18 protein-coding genes are annotated in these 17,282 nt (G+C 72.0%); 12 read left to right on the top strand and 6 right to left on the bottom strand.

What is annotated here, in order from left to right; translation table 11 throughout:
* The first annotated feature begins 6 nt into the window (after positions 1-6).
* Complete coding sequence (locus tag LV78_RS07635) at positions 7-1,212, top strand: AI-2E family transporter (protein WP_253844011.1); 1,206 nt, start codon at positions 7-9, stop codon at positions 1,210-1,212.
* A 15-nt stretch (positions 1,213-1,227) separates the two neighbouring features.
* Here LV78_RS07635 and LV78_RS07630 read toward each other — a convergent pair whose 3' ends face one another.
* Positions 1,228-2,427 carry a GGDEF domain-containing protein gene (locus LV78_RS07630; RefSeq protein ID WP_015805722.1) on the bottom strand — a complete coding sequence of 400 codons (1,200 nt, stop codon included), beginning with the start codon at positions 2,425-2,427 and terminating at the stop codon, positions 1,228-1,230.
* Positions 2,428-2,589: 162 nt separating this feature from the next.
* Here LV78_RS07630 and macS point away from each other — a divergent pair, with 162 nt between their 5' ends.
* Positions 2,590-3,735: a MacS family sensor histidine kinase gene (gene macS, locus LV78_RS07625; protein ID WP_253844010.1), complete on the top strand. Its 1,146-nt coding sequence runs from the start codon at positions 2,590-2,592 to the stop codon at positions 3,733-3,735.
* Entirely contained in the window at positions 3,732-4,391 is a 660-nt protein-coding gene (locus LV78_RS07620; protein WP_253844009.1) for a response regulator, read from the top strand. The genes macS and LV78_RS07620 overlap by 4 nt, the downstream gene beginning before the upstream one ends.
* A gap of 38 nt (positions 4,392-4,429) precedes the next feature.
* Here the strand turns inward: LV78_RS07620 and LV78_RS07615 are convergent, their stop codons facing one another.
* Positions 4,430-4,741: a hypothetical protein gene (locus LV78_RS07615; protein WP_253844008.1), complete on the bottom strand. Its 312-nt coding sequence runs from the start codon at positions 4,739-4,741 to the stop codon at positions 4,430-4,432.
* Positions 4,742-4,882: 141 nt separating this feature from the next.
* Here LV78_RS07615 and LV78_RS07610 point away from each other — a divergent pair, with 141 nt between their 5' ends.
* The 9 genes from LV78_RS07610 to LV78_RS07570 all read left to right on the top strand — a co-directional run bounded on the left by LV78_RS07610 (position 4,883) and on the right by LV78_RS07570 (position 13,009).
* A complete protein-coding gene (locus tag LV78_RS07610; RefSeq protein ID WP_253844007.1) occupies positions 4,883-5,719 on the top strand; it encodes a helix-turn-helix domain-containing protein in 837 nt (278 codons plus the stop codon).
* A 2-nt stretch (positions 5,720-5,721) separates the two neighbouring features.
* The gene (locus LV78_RS07605; RefSeq protein ID WP_308208683.1) at positions 5,722-5,919 is read left to right on the top strand and encodes a DUF397 domain-containing protein; all 198 of its coding nucleotides are present in this window, start codon (positions 5,722-5,724) and stop codon (positions 5,917-5,919) included.
* A gap of 22 nt (positions 5,920-5,941) precedes the next feature.
* Entirely contained in the window at positions 5,942-6,829 is an 888-nt protein-coding gene (locus tag LV78_RS07600; protein WP_253844006.1) for a DddA-like double-stranded DNA deaminase toxin, read from the top strand.
* Positions 6,830-7,504, top strand: a complete 675-nt coding sequence (locus tag LV78_RS07595) for an Imm1 family immunity protein (protein ID WP_253844005.1) — start codon at positions 6,830-6,832, stop codon at positions 7,502-7,504.
* Between the two features lie 76 nt (positions 7,505-7,580).
* Positions 7,581-8,180 carry a DUF1707 SHOCT-like domain-containing protein gene (locus LV78_RS07590; RefSeq protein WP_253844004.1) on the top strand — a complete coding sequence of 200 codons (600 nt, stop codon included), beginning with the start codon at positions 7,581-7,583 and terminating at the stop codon, positions 8,178-8,180.
* A 36-nt stretch (positions 8,181-8,216) separates the two neighbouring features.
* The gene (locus tag LV78_RS07585; protein WP_253844003.1) at positions 8,217-9,752 is read left to right on the top strand and encodes an SDR family oxidoreductase; all 1,536 of its coding nucleotides are present in this window, start codon (positions 8,217-8,219) and stop codon (positions 9,750-9,752) included.
* 61 nt (positions 9,753-9,813) lie between these two features.
* Positions 9,814-10,848: an L-threonine 3-dehydrogenase gene (tdh, locus tag LV78_RS07580; protein WP_253844002.1), complete on the top strand. Its 1,035-nt coding sequence runs from the start codon at positions 9,814-9,816 to the stop codon at positions 10,846-10,848.
* Positions 10,848-12,032, top strand: coding sequence for a glycine C-acetyltransferase (locus LV78_RS07575; RefSeq protein WP_253844001.1), 1,185 nt, complete (start codon positions 10,848-10,850; stop codon positions 12,030-12,032). Before tdh ends, LV78_RS07575 begins: the two co-directional genes overlap by 1 nt.
* A gap of 62 nt (positions 12,033-12,094) precedes the next feature.
* On the top strand, positions 12,095-13,009 hold the full coding sequence (locus LV78_RS07570) for a LysR family transcriptional regulator (protein ID WP_253844000.1): 915 nt from the start codon (positions 12,095-12,097) through the stop codon (positions 13,007-13,009).
* Here the strand turns inward: LV78_RS07570 and LV78_RS07565 are convergent.
* From LV78_RS07565 to ptsP, 4 genes are all read right to left on the bottom strand, one after another.
* Positions 12,982-13,833: a hypothetical protein gene (locus LV78_RS07565; RefSeq protein ID WP_253843999.1), complete on the bottom strand. Its 852-nt coding sequence runs from the start codon at positions 13,831-13,833 to the stop codon at positions 12,982-12,984. The genes LV78_RS07570 and LV78_RS07565 overlap by 28 nt on opposite strands.
* 78 nt (positions 13,834-13,911) lie before the next feature.
* The gene (locus LV78_RS07560) at positions 13,912-14,994 is read right to left on the bottom strand and encodes a hypothetical protein (protein WP_253843998.1); all 1,083 of its coding nucleotides are present in this window, start codon (positions 14,992-14,994) and stop codon (positions 13,912-13,914) included.
* A gap of 144 nt (positions 14,995-15,138) precedes the next feature.
* Positions 15,139-15,570, bottom strand: a complete 432-nt coding sequence (locus LV78_RS07555; protein WP_253843997.1) for a DUF4303 domain-containing protein — start codon at positions 15,568-15,570, stop codon at positions 15,139-15,141.
* 14 nt (positions 15,571-15,584) lie between these two features.
* Positions 15,585-17,216, bottom strand: coding sequence for a phosphoenolpyruvate--protein phosphotransferase (gene ptsP, locus LV78_RS07550; protein ID WP_253843996.1), 1,632 nt, complete (start codon positions 17,214-17,216; stop codon positions 15,585-15,587).
* Positions 17,217-17,282: the final 66 nt, after the last annotated feature.

Genomic DNA, 17,282 nt, shown 5'->3' with positions numbered 1-17,282 from the left:
GATACGGTGATCGGCGTGGGCACACCGGATTGGGAGAGCAGCAAGGTACCTCCGCTCCTGCGCGTGAGCGCGGCGCTGAGCTGGCGGTTCGTCGCCGTCGTCGCCGCGCTGTACGTCGTGTCGCAGGCCGTGGGCTACATGGCTTCGGTGATGATCCCGGTGGGGGTCGCGCTGCTGCTGGCCGCGCTGCTGTCGCCCGCGGTGACGCAGTTGACGAAGGTGGGCGTGCCGCGCGGGTTGGCCGCCGGGTTCGTGCTGGTGGGCGGGCTGGCGGTGGTCGGCGGGGTGCTCACGTTCGTCATCACCGAGTTCTCCAACGGCCTGCCCGAGCTGCAGAACCAGGTCACCGCGTCGCTGAGCACCATCCGGGACTGGCTCAAGGACGGGCCGCTGCACCTGAGCGAGCTCCAGCTCCAGCAGTACGTCGACCAGCTGCTGGAGACGGTCAAGGCGAACCAGGGCGAGATCACCTCGGGCGCGCTGACCACGGCGGCGACCGTGGGCGAGCTGCTGACCGGGTTCGTGCTGGCCCTGTTCACCCTCATCTTCTTCCTGCACGACGGCGACGGGATCTGGCGGTTCATCACCCGGATCGTGCCGCGCGACGTGCGCTCCAGGGCCGACCTGGCCGGGCGGCGCGGGTTCGCCTCGCTGGTCAGCTACGTGCGGGCCACCGCGGTGGTCGCGGTGGTGGACGCGGTCGGCGTCGGCATCGGGCTGTGGATCGTCGGGGTGCCGCTGGTGGTGCCGCTGGCGGCGCTGGTGTTCCTCGGCGCGTTCATCCCGATCGTCGGCGCGGTGATCACCGGCGTGGTGGCGGTGCTGATCGCGCTGGTCGCGAACGGCCCGGTGGCGGCGGCGGTGGTGCTGGCGATCCTGATCGGCGTGATGCAGCTGGAGAGCCACGTGCTGCAGCCGCTGCTGCTGGGGCGCGCGGTGAAGCTGCACCCGCTGGCGGTGGTGCTGGCGATCTCGACGGGCCTGGTGGTGGCCGGGATCGCGGGCGCGCTGCTGTCCGTGCCGCTGCTGGCGGTGCTGAACTCGGGGATCAGGTCGCTGCTCTCGGACGCGGACAAGCACGTGGACCCGCGGCGGGTGGACGTGGACGAGCCGCAGGCGTCCGCGCCGAAGGACCTGGGGGACGAGCACCGGGTGGACGAGCTCGGCTCGGACGACGACAAGAAGAAGGAGAGCGGTCGAGGGCGCCGCTGACCCCGCGCTCCCGGCTCAGGCCATCTCGACCAGGTTCCGCCCGTAGCTCTTGGCGGCCAGCAGCGCCGAGTCGGCGGCGACCATCAGGTCGGGCAGCTCGTAGCCGAAGCGCTGGGTGGTCGACACCCCGATGCTCACCGTCAGCCCGGTGAGCAGGTGGGCGTGGCCGTCGGTGCGCACGGTCGGCACCTGGAGGTCGGCGATGGCGTGCCTGACCCGCTGGGCGACCGACCTGGCCACGGCCGGTTCGGCGTCCGGCAGCAGCACCACGAACTCCTCGCCGCCGAACCGCCCGACCAGGTCGCCGCGCCGGGTGCTGGTGTTGAGCAGGCCCGCCACGGCGCTGAGCGCGGCGTCGCCCGCCAGGTGCCCGACCAGGTCGTTGACCTTCTTGAAGTGGTCGAGGTCGAGCAGCAGCACGGCCATCGGGCGCTCGGTGGCGCGGGCCTTGGCCAGCTCGTAGCGGGCGCGGCCGTCCCAGTGCGCGGCGTTGGCCAGCCCGGTCTTGGCGTCGCGCTGCGCCGACCGCCGCCAGTGCGGCAGCTGGGCGGCCCGCTCCAGCAGGGCCAGCGGCGGGCCCGCGACCACGGCGTGCACGGCCGTCGCCAGCGCGGCGAACCCCATCAGGCCGCCGATGCTGACCGCGACGACGCCCAGCACCACGTCGATCGGCTCGCCCACGACCTCCTCGCTCGGGGCGCGCGGGCTGCGCAGCTTCAGGCCGAGCGAGATCAGCGCCGCGCGGACCGTCAGCAGCATGGTGGCGCCCAGGACCAGCACGTCCAGCCTGCCCGTCGTCGGGTGCTCCCAGCCGATGGCCAGCCGGGTGCCGAACACCGCCAGCGCCGTCGAGGACAGGGTGAACAGCCAGCGGTGCACCTCGGGGCGCTGGTCGAGCAGGCCGTGCAGGGCGGGGCCGAACAGCAGCAGGACCAGCAGGTTCCCCGGCAGCGCGACCAGGCCCGCGGTGAGGTAGGACAGGTGGGCGGCCCACGGGTTGCGGGCGATCTCGCCGACGCGGTCGCTGTACACCGAGCTGACGATGATGACGGCGCCCGCGGTGCCCGCGATGGCGGAGAAGCGGGCGATCTCCTCGGGGGTCGGCCGCTCGGTGGCGACGATCGCGAGGACCGAGGCGGCGAGCGCGGCGGCGTCCACCAGGAGCCAGTAGGCCAGCGCGGGTCGCCGCAGCGTCCACAGCGGCCACTCGCGCACGCGGAAAACCTCCCCTGCCGGAGGACGCCCGGCGCGGTCACCCCCTGCGACGGGCACCGGACCCGGTCAGCCTTCCACAAGCGGGTGCGGTGGAACAGACGGCCACCTGGGGGTTAGCCGCGGGGCGCGGACACGGCAGGATAGGGGTGGGGAGGGCTCCGGATGGCACAGGCACAGCAGACCGGTTCGGGCGCGGCCGGGTTGGACGATCCCGTGGCGCACCTGTGGCGGGCCACGATCGTGCTCCGCGTGGTGACGTTCTTCTTCGCGGTGGGCACGGTCCTGGTGCAGCAGGGCGGGTACCAGCGGCCGTGGTTGGCGTGGGTGGCGCTGGGCGCGATGGCGGTCTGGACGGTGGTCACCTCGGTGGCGTACCGGGGGCCGTCGGGGCAGCGGACCTGGTTGGTCGTGACCGACGTGCTCGTCGTGTGCGGGCTCATGTCGCTGTCGCTGCTGATCCTGACGCCCGCGCAGTTCCTGTACGGCGTCCCGCTGATCACCACGATCTGGGCGTCGGCGCCCCCGGTGGTGTGCGGCGCGCACGGCGGGCAGTACGCGGGCGCGGTCGGCGGCGCGGTGGTCGGGTTGAGCACGTACCTGAGCAGGGGCGACCTGAACACCGACATGGTGCGGGACGTGGTGCTGCTGGTCGGGTCGGGGTTCATCGTCGGCATGGCGGCGACCGTCGGGCGCAAGTCGTCGGCGCAGCTGGCGCAGGCGCTGCGGGCCGAGGCTGCGACGGCGGAGCGCGAGCGGCTGGCCCGGTCGATCCACGACGGGGTGCTCCAGGTGCTGGCGCGGGTGCGCAAGCGCGGCAACGAGCTGGGCGGGGAGGCGGCGGAGCTGGCCGAGCTGGCCGGCGAGCAGGAGGTGGCGCTGCGCACGCTGGTGGCGGCGTCGCCGGAGGAGGCGACGGAGAGCGGCGAGGCCGACCTGCGGCCCGCGCTCCAGCTGCTGATCACCCCGAAGGTGCACGTGGCGACACCCGCGACGCACGTGCTGCTGCCCGCGCGGACGGTGATCGAGCTGGTGTCCGTGGTGCGCGAGGCGCTGTCGAACGTGGAGAAGCACGCCGGGCCGGACGCGCGGGCGTGGGTGCTGCTGGAGGACCTCGGGGAGGAGGTCGTGCTCAGCGTCCGCGACGACGGCCCCGGCATCCCGGAGGGCAGGCTGGCCAGCGCGGAGGCCGAGGGTCGGATGGGGATCGCCAAGTCGATCCGGGGCAGGGTCGAGGCCCTGCGTGGGACCCTGGAGCTTCAGACCGGGCCGGGGGAGGGCGCGGAGTGGGAGGTGCGGGTCTACCGATGAGCAGCGTGACCGTGATGGTGGTGGACGACCACCCCCTGTGGCGCGACGGTGTGGCGAGGGACCTCGCCGAGCGCGGTTTCCAGGTGGTCGCCACCGCCGCGGACGCGGGCTCGGCGGTGCGGATCGCGCGCGCCGTGCGGCCCGCCGTGGTGCTGATGGACCTGAACCTGGGCGAGGCGGCGTCGGGGGTCGACGCGACCCGGATGATCGCCGGTGAGCTGGAGGGGACCAGGGTGCTGGTCCTGTCGGCGAGCGGCGAGCACGACGACGTGCTGGAGGCGGTGAAGGCGGGCGCGTCAGGCTACCTGGTGAAGTCGGCGTCCGCCGAGGAGCTGGTGGAGGCGGTCAACCGGACGGCGGCGGGCGACGCGGTGTTCACGTCCGGCCTGGCCGGCTTGGTGCTGGGCGAGTACCGCAGGATGGCGGCGGCCCCGGACGAGGTGGACCGGCCGCAGCTGACCGAGCGGGAGACCGAGGTGCTGCGGCTGGTGGCGAAGGGCCTGACGGCGAGGCAGATCGCGACCCGGCTGGTGATCTCGCACAGGACGGTGGAGAACCACGTGCAGTCGACGTTGCGGAAGTTGCAGCTGCACAACCGGGTGGAGCTGGCGCGGTACGCGATCGAGCACGGGCTGGACGGGGACCCGGAGGGCTGAGGTCCCGGCGGGTTCCCCGCCCGCTTGGCCGCCGGGGGTCAGGCCCAGACCAGCCGCGCGGTGATCCGCTTGGCCGTGCCGGGAGCGGAGCCGGGGGCGGGGTCGGGGTCGCTGAAGAGCGCGGCGGCGCGCTCGGGGGTGGTGCTCCCGGCGCGGTAGTCGCGCTCGACGGAGACGACCTCGGCGTGCTCGGCGAACGCCATCCCCCAGGCCGCGACCCTGGCGCAGGGGTCATCGCGGTCCTCCTCGACGACGGCGAACACCCTGGGGGCGTTGTCGGTCACCATGCCCTGGACGAGGGCTTCGTAGTCGGGGCCGGTCCAGGACTGGGTCAGGTAGTCGGTGCTCATGGCGATCCTCGCTCTCCTGCGGAAATCGGTCAACTTGACGGTAAACCTGACCAGTCACCTTGACTAGAGACTCGATCAGGTGACCGCCTGGCCGGTGGGCGCTCCGGCAGACTGTCCGCGATCAACCCCCAGGAGGAGCGGATGAGCAGCGGGCCGACCCCGACCGACCAGCGGGCGCGCCTCGCCGACCGGCTCAGGGAGCTGGCGCGGGAGCGCGGTGTGCAGCGGGCCGACGTGCAGCGGGTGCTCGGGTGCTCGGAGTCGAAGGTGGGCAAGATCCTGCGCGGCGACGTGTCCGTCGTGCCGCTGGAGCTCGCGGCGCTGCTGGACCTGTTCGGCGTCGAGGGGGAGGCGCGCGCCGACCTGGAGCGCCTGGGCGAGGAGTCCCGGCGCAGGCGGCCGAAGACGCCGTGGGGCACGGCGGTCCCGGACCGGTTGCGGAAGTTCTTCAACACCGAGGAGACCGCGCGGCGCATCGAGTCCTACCGGCCCGACCTGCTGCACGGCCTGGTCCAGACCGAGGACTACGCCCGAGCGGTGATCTCGACCAACCGGTCGCTGCGGCCGGACGAGGTCGAGCGGCTGGTGCAGGCGCGCATGGCGAGGCAGGCGCGGTTGACCGGGACCAGCCCGCCGGAGCTGGTGCTGGTGGTGCGCGAGGCCGTGCTGGAGGCCCCGGTCGGGACGGCGGCTGTCCGGCGCGGGCAGCTCGCCCACCTGAAGCGGCTGGTGGACGGGGGTCGCGCGGTGCTCAGGGTGGTCCCCGGCAGCGCGGGGCTGACCGGGGCGCTGTTCTTCCCGTTCACCGTCCTGACCCCGCCGGGAGGACGGGCGCGGAACGTCTACGTCGAGACGCTGACCGACGGGTTGCTGGTGGACGAGGAGAACCGGGTCGCGCACTACTCGGCGGTGTTCCAGGAGCTGCTGGACGTGGCGCTTTCCCCTGCCGGGTCGGCGGGCCTGCTGGATAGGGTCTGACCGTGGTCCCTGAGCGGGTGGTGTGGCGGAAGTCCTCGTGGAGCGGGAACAGCGGGGGTGAGTGCGTCGAGGTCGGGCGCGCGGCCGAGTGGCGTGGGGTGCGGGACTCGAAGAACCCCGCCGGGCCGGTGCTGGTCTTCGGGGCGGCGGGGTTGTCGGCGTTCGTGGCGGCGGTCAAGCTCGGCGTGTTCGAGGGGTAGCGCCGGCGTCGGGAGGCCGCGGGTGTCGGAGTCGCTGCTCTCCGGCGTGTGGGCACAGGTCGCCATTGCGCTGGACCGCGCCGCTTCCGCCGCGCTCCTGCTGAACCGGGCCTTCGGGTTGCTGTGCGAGGCGGTGGACGGTCTGTTCGTGGTGGCCCGTGGGAGCGCGGGGGAGGTTCGGGGGCTCGTCCAGTGGTGGGCGGAGCGGGCTGCCGAGGTCGCGGAGTCGCTGTGGCGGATGCAGTGGAGCTACCTCCAGGCCGAACGTTCACTGCTTGCTTATGTCGCTCGACTGGGTGGAGTTCTGCCCGCCCGATCCGTCACGTTCCCCGGCCACGTCGAACCGGACGCGCACTTCGGCCCCAACCCGGAACGTCACCACCCGGCGCTGGTCGAGGTGCCGATCGTGCGGGCGGGGCGTCAGGAGGACCGCACGAGCACGTGGGCGAGACGTGTCCAGCGCGGGTTGCCCACCTACGCCAAAAGGGACAAAACCGCAGGCATGTTCTACAACGACAGCAGTCAGTCCTGGGAACTCCTGAGCGGCACCGATCACAGAGGAGGGCTGACCAGAAAAGCCAGGCAGCACATCTCGCGAATGACCTCCAAAGGGTTCTTCGACGATAAACCGCCGACGACCAAGAGCCACCACTCGCTGAAGCTCACCCACGCCAGCACGCACGTGGAGGTCAAAGCAGCCGTGTGGGCACGTGATTCCGGTCAGTCGGTTGTCGATGTGGTGATCAACCGCAGGTACGTCTGCGGTGACGACTACGATCCGACGGTTCCGGAGAAGCACCCCGGATGCCTTCAAGCGGTCGAGAGCATCCTCAAGCACGGCCAGGTCATGAGGGTCTGGCGAGTCGGTGGAGCGGGCGAGCCGGTAGTGATCCGCGGCAAGGGGGATTAGGTGCCGAAAGTGGAGTTCTGCGGAAGCATCGAAGGTGATCACTACCGGTCCGGCGAATGGGTCGTCGAATCCGCCGAGGAGATCACCGACGCGCTTGACCGGGTGTTCGCTCCCCGCTGGCCGCACTGGACGCACTGCCAACTGCACCTTCTGGGCAGCACCGACGGCTTTGAAATCTTCGTCTACCCCGAGAAGGGCTACACGTCCTTGCAGTGGGCCGGGACCCACAGCTCGAAGAACCCAAACCCCTTCCCTGACGCACCGCTGGTCGCCGAGGAGTACGACAACGACCCGCTGATGCACTGGATGCGTGATTCCTACATCACCCGCGAAGACGCGAGGGCTGCGATCCTCGAGTACGTCGAGACCGGAGAACGCCCCACCTGCGTCGAATGGCAACCGGATGGCCGGGAGGCCTACGAGCTCCCAGAGCCGATCGAGGGACACCCGGACCTGTGGGACGACGTCACCATCTCCATCATCACCGACAGCACTCCCGAAGCGGACGCCGAGGCCATCGACCGGGACCAAGCCGAAGCCTCGCCCTGGGTCCCGATCCGCCCGCACCGGCCCCCCGAAGAGGTCTCACCCGAACTCGCCGCGTGGGCCTGGCCGGGGCAGCTCCTCCCCCTCCGCGACCCCTGGTCCTCACCACCGCCTTGGACGGCCGACTAGCGGCGCCACCCCGCCAACACCCCGACCTGACTAATCTTGATCGCAGACTCACCGTCTTGAGGGGGACCGAGTGACGATGACCGATCCCAAGCAACTCCGGGTGTCCGACGCCGAGCGCGAGCACGTCGTCGGCCTGCTGCAGAAGGCCATCGGGCGTGGGCTCCTCACGCTCGACGAGTTCTCCGAGCGCACCGACCAGGCGCTCGCCTCGCGCACCAGGGGCGAGCTGAACTCCGTCCTCGTCGACCTGCCCGGCATGGTCAACTCCGAGCACCCGGTCGAGGAGGTCGTGCCGCAGCAGTTCGCGGGCAGCCCCAAGGAGCGGGTGGAGCTCAAGTCCACGATGTCCCACGTCGAGCGCAAGGGGCAGTGGTCCGTCCCGCGCACGATCGTGGTGCACAACCGGATGGGCAACACCGAGCTCGACTTCCGGGAGGCGCACCTGCCGCACCCCGTCGTGACGATCGACCTGGACGTGTTCGCGGGTTCCGTGCGCGTCCTGGTTCCCGAGGGCAGCTCGGTGAACACCGACGACGTGCAGATGAACGCCAGCATGCTGCAGGACAAGGTCAGGGTCGAGTCCGGTGGCAGGCCGCACTTCGTCATCACGGGCAGCGTGAAGGCCGGTTCGGTCGAGATCAAGGTGAAGCGGAAGTTCAGCTTCCGGAACGTCTGAGCTGCGATCTACCGCCCGTGCGCCGATGATCGGGTGGTGCGATGCCTCGTCACCGGTGCGACCGGTTACCTCGGCGGACGGCTCGTGCCCCGGCTGCTGGCCGACGGGCACCAGGTCCGCTGCCTCGTCCGCGATCCCGGCAAGCTCCGCGACGTCCCCTGGGCGAAGCGGGTCGAGGTGGTGCGCGGCGACGTGCTCGACCCCGACTCGCTCGCCGAGGCGATGCGGGACGTGGACGTCGTGCACTACCTGGTGCACTCCCTGAACAGCCCGGACTTCGTCGACGCCGACCGGAGGGCCGCCGAGAACACCGCGCGGGCCGCCGAGGACGCCGGGGTCGGGCGGATCGTCTACCTCGGCGGGCTGCACCCGTCGCGCGGGCGGTTGTCCCCGCACCTCGCCTCGCGCAAGCAGGTCGGCGACGTCTTCCTCGCCTCGCGCGTCCCCAGCGTGGTGCTCAAGGCCGCGGTGATCATCGGGTCGGGGTCGGCGAGCTTCGAGATGCTGCGCTACCTCACCGAGCGCCTCCCGGTGATGGTCACCCCCAGGTGGGTGCACAGCCGGGTCCAGCCGATCGCGGTCCGCGACGTGCTGCGCTACCTCGTGCAGGCCGTCACCCTGCCGAAGGACACCAACCGGTCGTTCGACATCGGCGGCCCCGAGGTGCTCACCTACCTGGAGATGATGCACCGGTACGCCCGCGCCGCCGGTCTCCCGAAGCGCCGCGTGCTGCCGGTCCCGCTGCTCACCCCCCGGCTGTCCTCGCACTGGGTCAACGTCATCACGCCCGTCCCCCGCTCGATCGCCGCGCCGCTGATCGAGTCGCTGGTCCACGACGTGGTGTGCCACGAGGACGACCTGTGCGACCTGCTGCCGGGTCCCCGGATCGGGTACGACCGGTCGGTGGAGCTGGCGCTCAACCGCGTCCGCGACGCCGACGTGGAGACCCGCTGGTCGAACGCCTCGCTGCCGGGCGCGCCGTCCGACCCGTTGCCGAGCGACCCGGAGTGGTCCGGTGGCTCGTCGTACACCGACATCCGCACCCACCTCACCGGCGCGACCCCCGGCCAGCTGTGGCGGGTCGTGGAGGGCATCGGCGGCGAGAACGGCTGGTACTCGTTCCCGCTGGCCTGGGCCGTGCGCGGCTGGGCGGACCGGCTGGTGGGCGGGGTGGGGCTGCGGCGCGGGCGGCGCGACCCCCGCAGGCTCCAGGTCGGCGAGGCGCTGGACTGGTGGCGGGTCGAGGAGATCGAGCAGGGCGTGCTGCTGCGCCTGCGGGCGGAGATGCGGGTGCCCGGTCAGGCCTGGCTGGAGCTGCGGGTGCAGCCGCTGGTGGACGGGAGCGCGCGCTACCTCCAGCGGGCCGTGTTCGTGCCGCGCGGGCTGGTCGGGCACCTGTACTGGTTCGCGGTGTGGCCGTTCCACGGGATCGTGTTCGGCGGGATGGTCGGCAACATCGCCGCCGCGGCCGAGGCGACCAACGCGCAGGACCGGCGGGCGTCGGCCTGGACGCCGCCACCGCCCAGGTCGGCCGAGGACGCGCCGGGGAGGTCGGCAGTGAAGCCGAGCTGACAAGCGAGTTCAGAAAGTCCTGATGGACCGAACGGCGCAACCCGGAGCAGACTCCACCGCTGTGAAGGCACTGGTCAAGGCTGAGGCCGGGCCGGGACTCTCGTTGACCGAGGTCCCCGACCCCACCCCCGGCGCGGGGGACGTGCTGGTGCGCGTCCTGCGCACCGGCATCTGCGGCACCGATCTGCACATCGACTCGTGGGACGAGTGGGCGGCGCGCACCGTGCGCGCCCCCCTCGTGCTCGGCCACGAGTTCACCGGCGAGGTCGCGGCCGTCGGCTCCTCGGTCACGGACGTCAAGGTCGGCGACCTGGTCAGCGGCGAGGGCCACCTGGTCTGCGGGGCGTGCCGCAACTGCAAGGCGGGCCGCAGGCACCTGTGCGCCAACACGCGCGGCCTCGGCGTGCACGAGAACGGCGCGTTCGCCGAGTACGTGGTGCTGCCCGAGGCGAACGCGTGGGTGCACCGCGCGCCCGTCGACCTGGACGTGGCGGCGATCTTCGACCCGTTCGGGAACGCCGTGCACACCGCGCTGTCGTTCCCGGTGATCGGCGAGGACGTGCTGATCACCGGCGCGGGCCCGATCGGGATCATGGCCGCCGCCGTGGCCAGGCACGCGGGCGCCAGGCACGTGGTGATCACCGACGTGAGCGAGCACCGGCTGGAGCTGGCCCGCAGGGTCGGCGTGGACCTGGCGCTGGACGTGTCCCGGCGGACGCTCGCCGAGGCGCAGGCCGAGCTGGGCCTGACCGAGGGCTTCGACGTCGGCATGGAGATGTCCGGCCAGCCCGTCGCGCTCCAGGACATGATCGGCAACATGGCGCACGGCGGGCGGATCGCGATGCTGGGCCTGCCCGCGTCGGACTTCGCCGTCGACTGGAGCAGCGTGGTGCTGAAGATGCTGCACCTCAAGGGCGTCTACGGCCGGGAGATGTTCGAGACCTGGTACTCGATGTCGGTGCTGCTGGAGCGCGGCCTCGACCTCTCCCCGGTGATCACGCACCGGTTCGACCACACCGACTTCCGGGAGGCCTTCGCCACGGCGCGCGGGGGCAAGTGCGGCAAGGTCATCCTCGACTGGACGGGAGCTGCCTGATGTACGGCGCGATGCGCGAAGACCTGCGGGCCGGGTTGGACGAGATCCGGTCGGCCGGGCTGTACAAGTCCGAGCGGGTCATCGGCGGGCCGCAGCGGTCGGCCGTGCGGGTCGGCGAGACCGACGGCCTGCTGAACTTCTGCGCCAACAACTACCTGGGCCTCGCGGACCACCCGGTGCTGGTCAAGGCGGCGCACGACGCGCTGGACCGGTGGGGCTTCGGGATGGCCTCGGTGCGGTTCATCTGCGGGACGCAGGAGCCGCACAAGGAGCTGGAGGCGCGGCTGTCGCGGTTCCTGGGGACCGACGACACGATCCTCTACAGCTCGTGCTTCGACGCGAACGGCGGCCTGTTCGAGACGCTGCTCGGCGCCGAGGACGCGATCATCTCGGACGAGCTGAACCACGCGTCGATCATCGACGGCGTGCGGCTGTCCAAGGCCCGCCGGTTCCGCTACCGCAACCGGGACATGGCCGACCTGGAGCAGCAGCTCAAGGACGCCGCCGACGCCCGCTACCGGCTGATCGCGACCGACGGCGTGTTCTCCATGGACGGCTACCTGGCGCCGCTGGACGAGATCTGCGACCTCGCGGACAAGTACGACGCGCTGGTCATGGTCGACGACTCGCACGCGGTCGGGTTCACCGGTCCGGGTGGTCGCGGCACGCCGGAGCTGTTCGGGGTGCAGGACCGGGTCGACGTGGTCACCGGCACGCTCGGCAAGGCGCTGGGCGGGGCGAGCGGCGGGTACACGTCGGGCCGGGCGGAGATCGTGGAGATGCTGCGGCAGCGGTCGCGGCCGTACCTGTTCTCCAACTCGCTGGCCCCGTCGATCACGATGGCGGCGATCGCGGCGCTGGACCTGCTGAGCTCGTCGGGTGAGCTGCTGGAGCGGCTGCGGGCGAACACCGCGCTGTTCCGGTCGCGGATGACCGAGGCCGGGTTCGACCTGCTGCCGGGGGAGCACCCGATCATCCCGGTGATGATCGGCGACGCGGCCGAGGCCGGGCGGATGGCGGAGCTGCTGCTGGAGCAGGGCGTGTACGTGATCGGGTTCTCGTACCCGGTGGTGCCGCACGGCAAGGCGCGGATCCGGACCCAGATGTCGGCGGCGCACACGACCGAGGACGTGAACCGGGCGGTGGACGCGTTCATCGCGGCCAGGGAGCGGATGAACGGCTAGTCCCGGCGGTGGACCGACGGCCCTGCGGGTTCCCGCAGGGCCGTTGGGCCCACAATGCGCAGGTGATCGATCCACGCAGGTTGCGCGTGCTGCGCGCGCTGGCCGACCACGGCACCGTGACGGCCGCGGCGGGCGCGCTGCACCTGACCCCGTCGGCGGTGTCGCAGCAGCTGGCCGCGCTGGAGTCGGAGGTGGGGCACGAGCTGCTGCGCAGGCGGGGCAGGCGAGTCGCCCTGACGGCGGCGGGCGAGCTGCTGGTGGGGCACGCGAACGCGGTGGCGGCGGAGCTGGAGCGGGCGCGGGCGTCGCTGGCGGCGTTCGCGGCCGGTGGTGGCGGGCGGGTCGTGGTGGCCGGGTTCGCGTCGGCGATCACGCAGGTGGTCGCGCCCGCGCTGGCGGTGCTGCGGGCTCGGGCGCCGGGGGTGGTGGTGCGGGTGCGCGACGCCGAGGGGAACGCGAGCGTGCCGCTGCTGCTGGACGGCGAGATCGACCTGGCGGTGACCGAGGAGTACCGGCCGGGCGGGCGGGACGACCGCCGGATCACCAGGTTCCCGCTGTACACGGAGCCGTTCGACGTGCTGCTGCCGCCGGGGCACCGGTTGGTGGGGGAGGCGGCGGTGGACCTGCGGGAGCTGGCGGAGGAGGAGTGGGTCGCGCCGCAGTTGGGGAACCCGGTGCGGGACGCGGTGGAGTTGACCTGCGAGAACGCCGGGTTCGCACCGGTGGTGACGCACGTGTCGGATGACTTTCGGGCGATCGGCGCGCTGGTGGGGGCCGGGGCCGGGGTGGCTCTGGTGCCCCGCGCGGCGGGGGCCGGGGTGCCGGTGCACGGCGTGGCGCCGCTGCGGCGGGTGTTCGCGGCGGTGCGGGCGGGGAGCGAAGAGCACCCGTTGATCAGGGGGGTGCTGAACGCGCTGTCGGAGGCGGTGAGCGGGTTGGGGCCGCCGGGTCAGGCGTCGGGGAGGCGGCTGACGTAGGCGCGGCAGACCTGGCGGACGCGGTCCTCGGGGACGTCACCGGAGAGGGCTGCGACTGCCATGTTGGTGCCGGGCGAGCGGGGGCCGCCGAACAGCTCGCGCAGAAGGGCGAGGCCAGCAGTGGACACCTCGCCGACGCGCTGGTCGCTGTTGAGGGCGCTCCAGGAGGCTGCGACTTCGGTCGCCGGAAACCCCACGAAGAGCCGGTAGACGTCACCGGCGTCCTTGTTGGTGAGCCGGTCGGGCCTGCTCTCCGCACCCTTGATCCGGTCGATGATCTTGTGCGCCTTCGCGACGAGCAGTGCCACAGGGCCTGCGACGTACGCCTCTGCGGAGCGCTCTGCGCCGTCCAGCGCGGTGATCGTCATGAGCGACCGGTCAACGACAGCCGTCTCCAGGCCGGGCACGCGACGGATGGCCATCTTGTCGTGGGGCGGCACCTTGGCGCTGCGCTTGCCCTTGCCCGCGAACCGCTCGGCCATGAGCAGGTCCAGCTCGATCGCGGCGGGCAGACCACCGACCACCTCGTTCCGGAACCACAGTCCGGGCTGGTCGGCCTTGGCGAGCTCGAAACCGGCACCTCGCAGGGCTTGCTCCAGCAGTGGCTCCTCACCGAGGAGGTCGGGATCCAGGCCCAGATCACCGTCGGAGGTGTAGGCGGCGGTGCTGATCCCAACCCCGGCAGTGCGCAGGTAGACGGCCTGGGCACCGACCACGGTGATGGCCGAGCGGTGATCGCGGAGCGCTTCCAACCCGTCGAGCAGGGTGTTGCGCGCGACGATCGTCAGCTCTTCCGGATCGACGTTAGCGGGAGCTCTGGACACTTCGGCCGCCTTCTCGGGTGAATGCGGCGATGAGCGTAGTGATCACACGTCGAACACGAACGGGTGACTAGCAGGCACTCACCGTCGCCACTCATCTTCGTGATCGGCCATCCAAGCGAGAACTGCCTCAGCCTCGGCGGGCATCCGCCCCGGCCCGGCGAGTCCGTCGAGCACGAGTTGGCTCGGCGCGACGTGCGGGAGACCTTCCAGCACCCTGACACCCTCGAACACCACCGGGTCCTGCGGCTTCAGGAACAGGACGTCAGGGCTTTCATCGGTGGGCAGCAGGCCGAGGTCGTCCATCAAACCGGTCACCTCGTGCTCGGCAACATCGACGTAGACCATCAACTGGCCGCCGACCGACAGAGGAGCCAGCGCGCGGGCCGCGTACGGACCGGTGATCGCGAACGGGCGATCGATCGCGCCGGAACGCAGCCGCTCCAGAACGTCCCGGACGCCGTTCAGCGCCAGGCCGCCGTGATGGGGGTTGTCGCGCAGCAGATCACCAGCCGCCGCACGAGCGCGCAGCAGTCCCCGCCAGTCGACCTCGGTGATCACCCTGGTCTCGCGCTGGATCAACAACTGCTCTTCCAGCTGTCCGAGCAGGCGTGACACCCATGCGGTGCTCACCTCCGCAATCCGGGCGACGTCCTTCGCCTGGCGGGGCGGCGCGTGATCCACCAGGAATCGAACGATCCGACCGGCACGACTTCCAGCGAGGGTGATCGTTCGGCCGGTGGACGGCTTGCTGGATGACTTGGTCAGCCCTTGGAGGTGGATCCGCATCAAGGGGTCGTCGCTGTTGAGCGAGACGTTGCCGGTCAGGTCCAGGTAGTCAACGCCATGCTCGCGCAGTGCGTGCTGGGTTCGCGGGCTGAGCCACGGTGAGACGACCAGCAATGACTGCCAGACATGGGCGTGACGCAGGATGCTGTGCATCTGCGCGATCTTGCCGTTGATGTCACGAGGAGTGAGCTCGCGCTCCGCGAGAACTAGGAACTCCACGACCTTGCTACCGGGGAAAACCAACCGAACCCGAGCGTCGAACGCCCCGTCGTCCAAGACCTCGTTGGTGATCTCCCACTTGGATCCCAGCAATGCCTGCAAGCTGCGGACGGCATGGTCAACGAGGGCGGACTCGGGTTCCTCCGGAGGTTCCACCACTGCCCACCCTTGCCTCAAACGCCAAGTTGCCTCACTCAGGCAACTTCCAGTTTGAGGCAAAGTTGCCTCAAGGCACCAGTTGCCTCACTCAGGCAACTTCCAGTTTGAGGCAAAGTTGCCCCAAACGAGGCAACTTTCACCTCACTCCGCCGCCTCCGCCAACCACCGCTCCAGCACCACCGAAGGCCGGTTCAGCCGCAGCACCCGAGCGGTGTTCGTGTGGTCCGGGGGCATGACCTCGGCGGCTAGGAGCAGGGACGCCCGCTGCGCGCCCGTGCCGAACGCGCCTTCCGCGTCCAAGACCGCCAGCGCCTCCACCGCGACCTCCAGCACCGCGTCCGGATCCCCCCTCGGGAACCGCACCCCCGCCAGCCACTCCTCACCCCAAGCGCAGTACGGCGAGTCCGCGTACGACCACCGCAGCCCCTCGTCCCCCACCCGCGCCAGCGCCTGCTCCGACCACGCCGTCAGCGCCAGCCGCTCGCCCTCGCCCGACGTCGTCAGCGTGACGTAGTACCAGTCCTCCCGGTGGCCGCGGCGCAGGTCGGTCCAGGCCGACCGCACCGCCGCCACCACCGCCTCCAGCACTAGTGCGGCGCCCGCGCCGCCAGCTTCGCGGACGCCGGGTCGCCCGCGCCCAGCGCGCCGCGCGCGGCCAGCTGGCACAGGTCGTAGCTGGTCGTCGCCAGCTTCGCGCCGACCGTGGCCAGCGCCGTGTGGTTCATCGACAGGCTGCTCACGCCCAGTCCCACCAGCACGCACGCCAGCAGCGGGTCCGCCGCCGCCTCGCCGCAGACTCCCACCGGCTTGCCCAGGGCGGTGCCCGCCTCGCCGACCAGGGCGATCAGCCTGAGCAGCGCGGGCTGCCACGGGTCGTTCAGCGCGGCCACGGCGCCCACCTGGCGGTCCGCCGCGAACACGTACTGCGCGAGGTCGTTCGTGCCGATGGACGCGAAGTCCACCTCCGCCAGGACCTCCTTGGCGGCCAGCGCGGCGGCCGGGATCTCGATCATCACGCCGACCCGCGCGATCCCCGCCTTCCTGGCGCGCTCGGCGAACCACGCCGCCTCGGCGGCGGTCGCCACCATCGGGGCCATCACCGACACCTCGGCGCCGCTGTCCTGCGCCGCCAGGGCGATCGCCTCCAGCTGGCGCTCCAGCACGTCCGGCCGGTCGAAGGCCACGCGCACGCCGCGCACGCCCAGCGCCGGGTTCGGCTCGGCCTCGGGGTTCAGGAACGGCAGCGGCTTGTCCGCGCCCGCGTCCAGGGTCCTGACCACCACCGGCTTGCCCGCGAACGGGGCGAGGACCGCCGCGTACGCCTTGCGCTGCTGGTCGACCGTCGGCTCCTCCGACGCCGACAGAAAGCAGAACTCGGTGCGGAACAGGCCCACGCCCTCGGCCCCCGCCGCGACGGCGGCGACCGCGTCCGCCTCGGCGCCCACGTTGCCGACGACCTTCACCCGGTACCCGTCGCGCAGCGTCCCGACGCCGTTCCACTCCACGCGCGGGCCGACGTGGGCCGCGCGGACCACGCCGTCCGACTCCACGACCGCGCCCGTCTCGCCGTCGACCGACAGCGCGTCCGCGCTCAGCGACAGCACGCCCCGGCACGCCACGACCGCCGGGATGCCGAGCGAGCGGGCCAGGATCGCGGTGTGCGAGGTCGGGCCGCCCTCCTCCGTCACCAGCGCCAGCACCTTCGCCGGGTCCAGCCCGGCCGTGTCGGCGGGCGCCAGGTCGCGGGCCACCAGCACGCTGGGCGCCTCCAGGTCCGGCACGCCCGGCGCGGGCACGCCCAGCAGCTCGGCGACCAGGCGGTCCCGCACGTCGCGCACGTCGCGCGCCCGCTCGGCCATGTACCCGCCCGCCGCCTCCAGCGCGGAGATGAACCCGGCCGCGGCCTGGTGGACGGCGCGCGCGGCGGGCAGCGACTCGGCGGTGACCAGCTCCTCGGCCTGGCCGAGCAGCGCCGGGTCCGCCGCCATCGCGGCGGTGGTCTCCAGCACGGCCTTCGCGTCGCCCTCCAGCACCGCGGCCTTCGCCGTCAACCGCGCGGCCACGGCCTCGGCGGCGGGCGCGATCCGCGCGGCCTCGGCGGCCGGGTCGGCCGGGGCCGGGGACGCCGGGGGCTCCCCGAGGGCCTCCGCGACCCGGACGACGGGCCCAGCGGCCCTCCCTGCACTGACCCCGACACCGCTCAGCCGCGCGTTAGCCATGATCTAGACCGTACTCCCAGGTGGGCGGCTTGTTCGAGGGTCCTTCACCACGCAGCGGGACGACCT

Origin of the sequence: Actinosynnema pretiosum, assembly GCF_024171695.1 — a bacterium.
In the GTDB taxonomy this organism is placed as follows: domain Bacteria; phylum Actinomycetota; class Actinomycetes; order Mycobacteriales; family Pseudonocardiaceae; genus Actinosynnema; species Actinosynnema pretiosum.
This window is presented reverse-complemented; position numbering and strand designations above follow the sequence as displayed.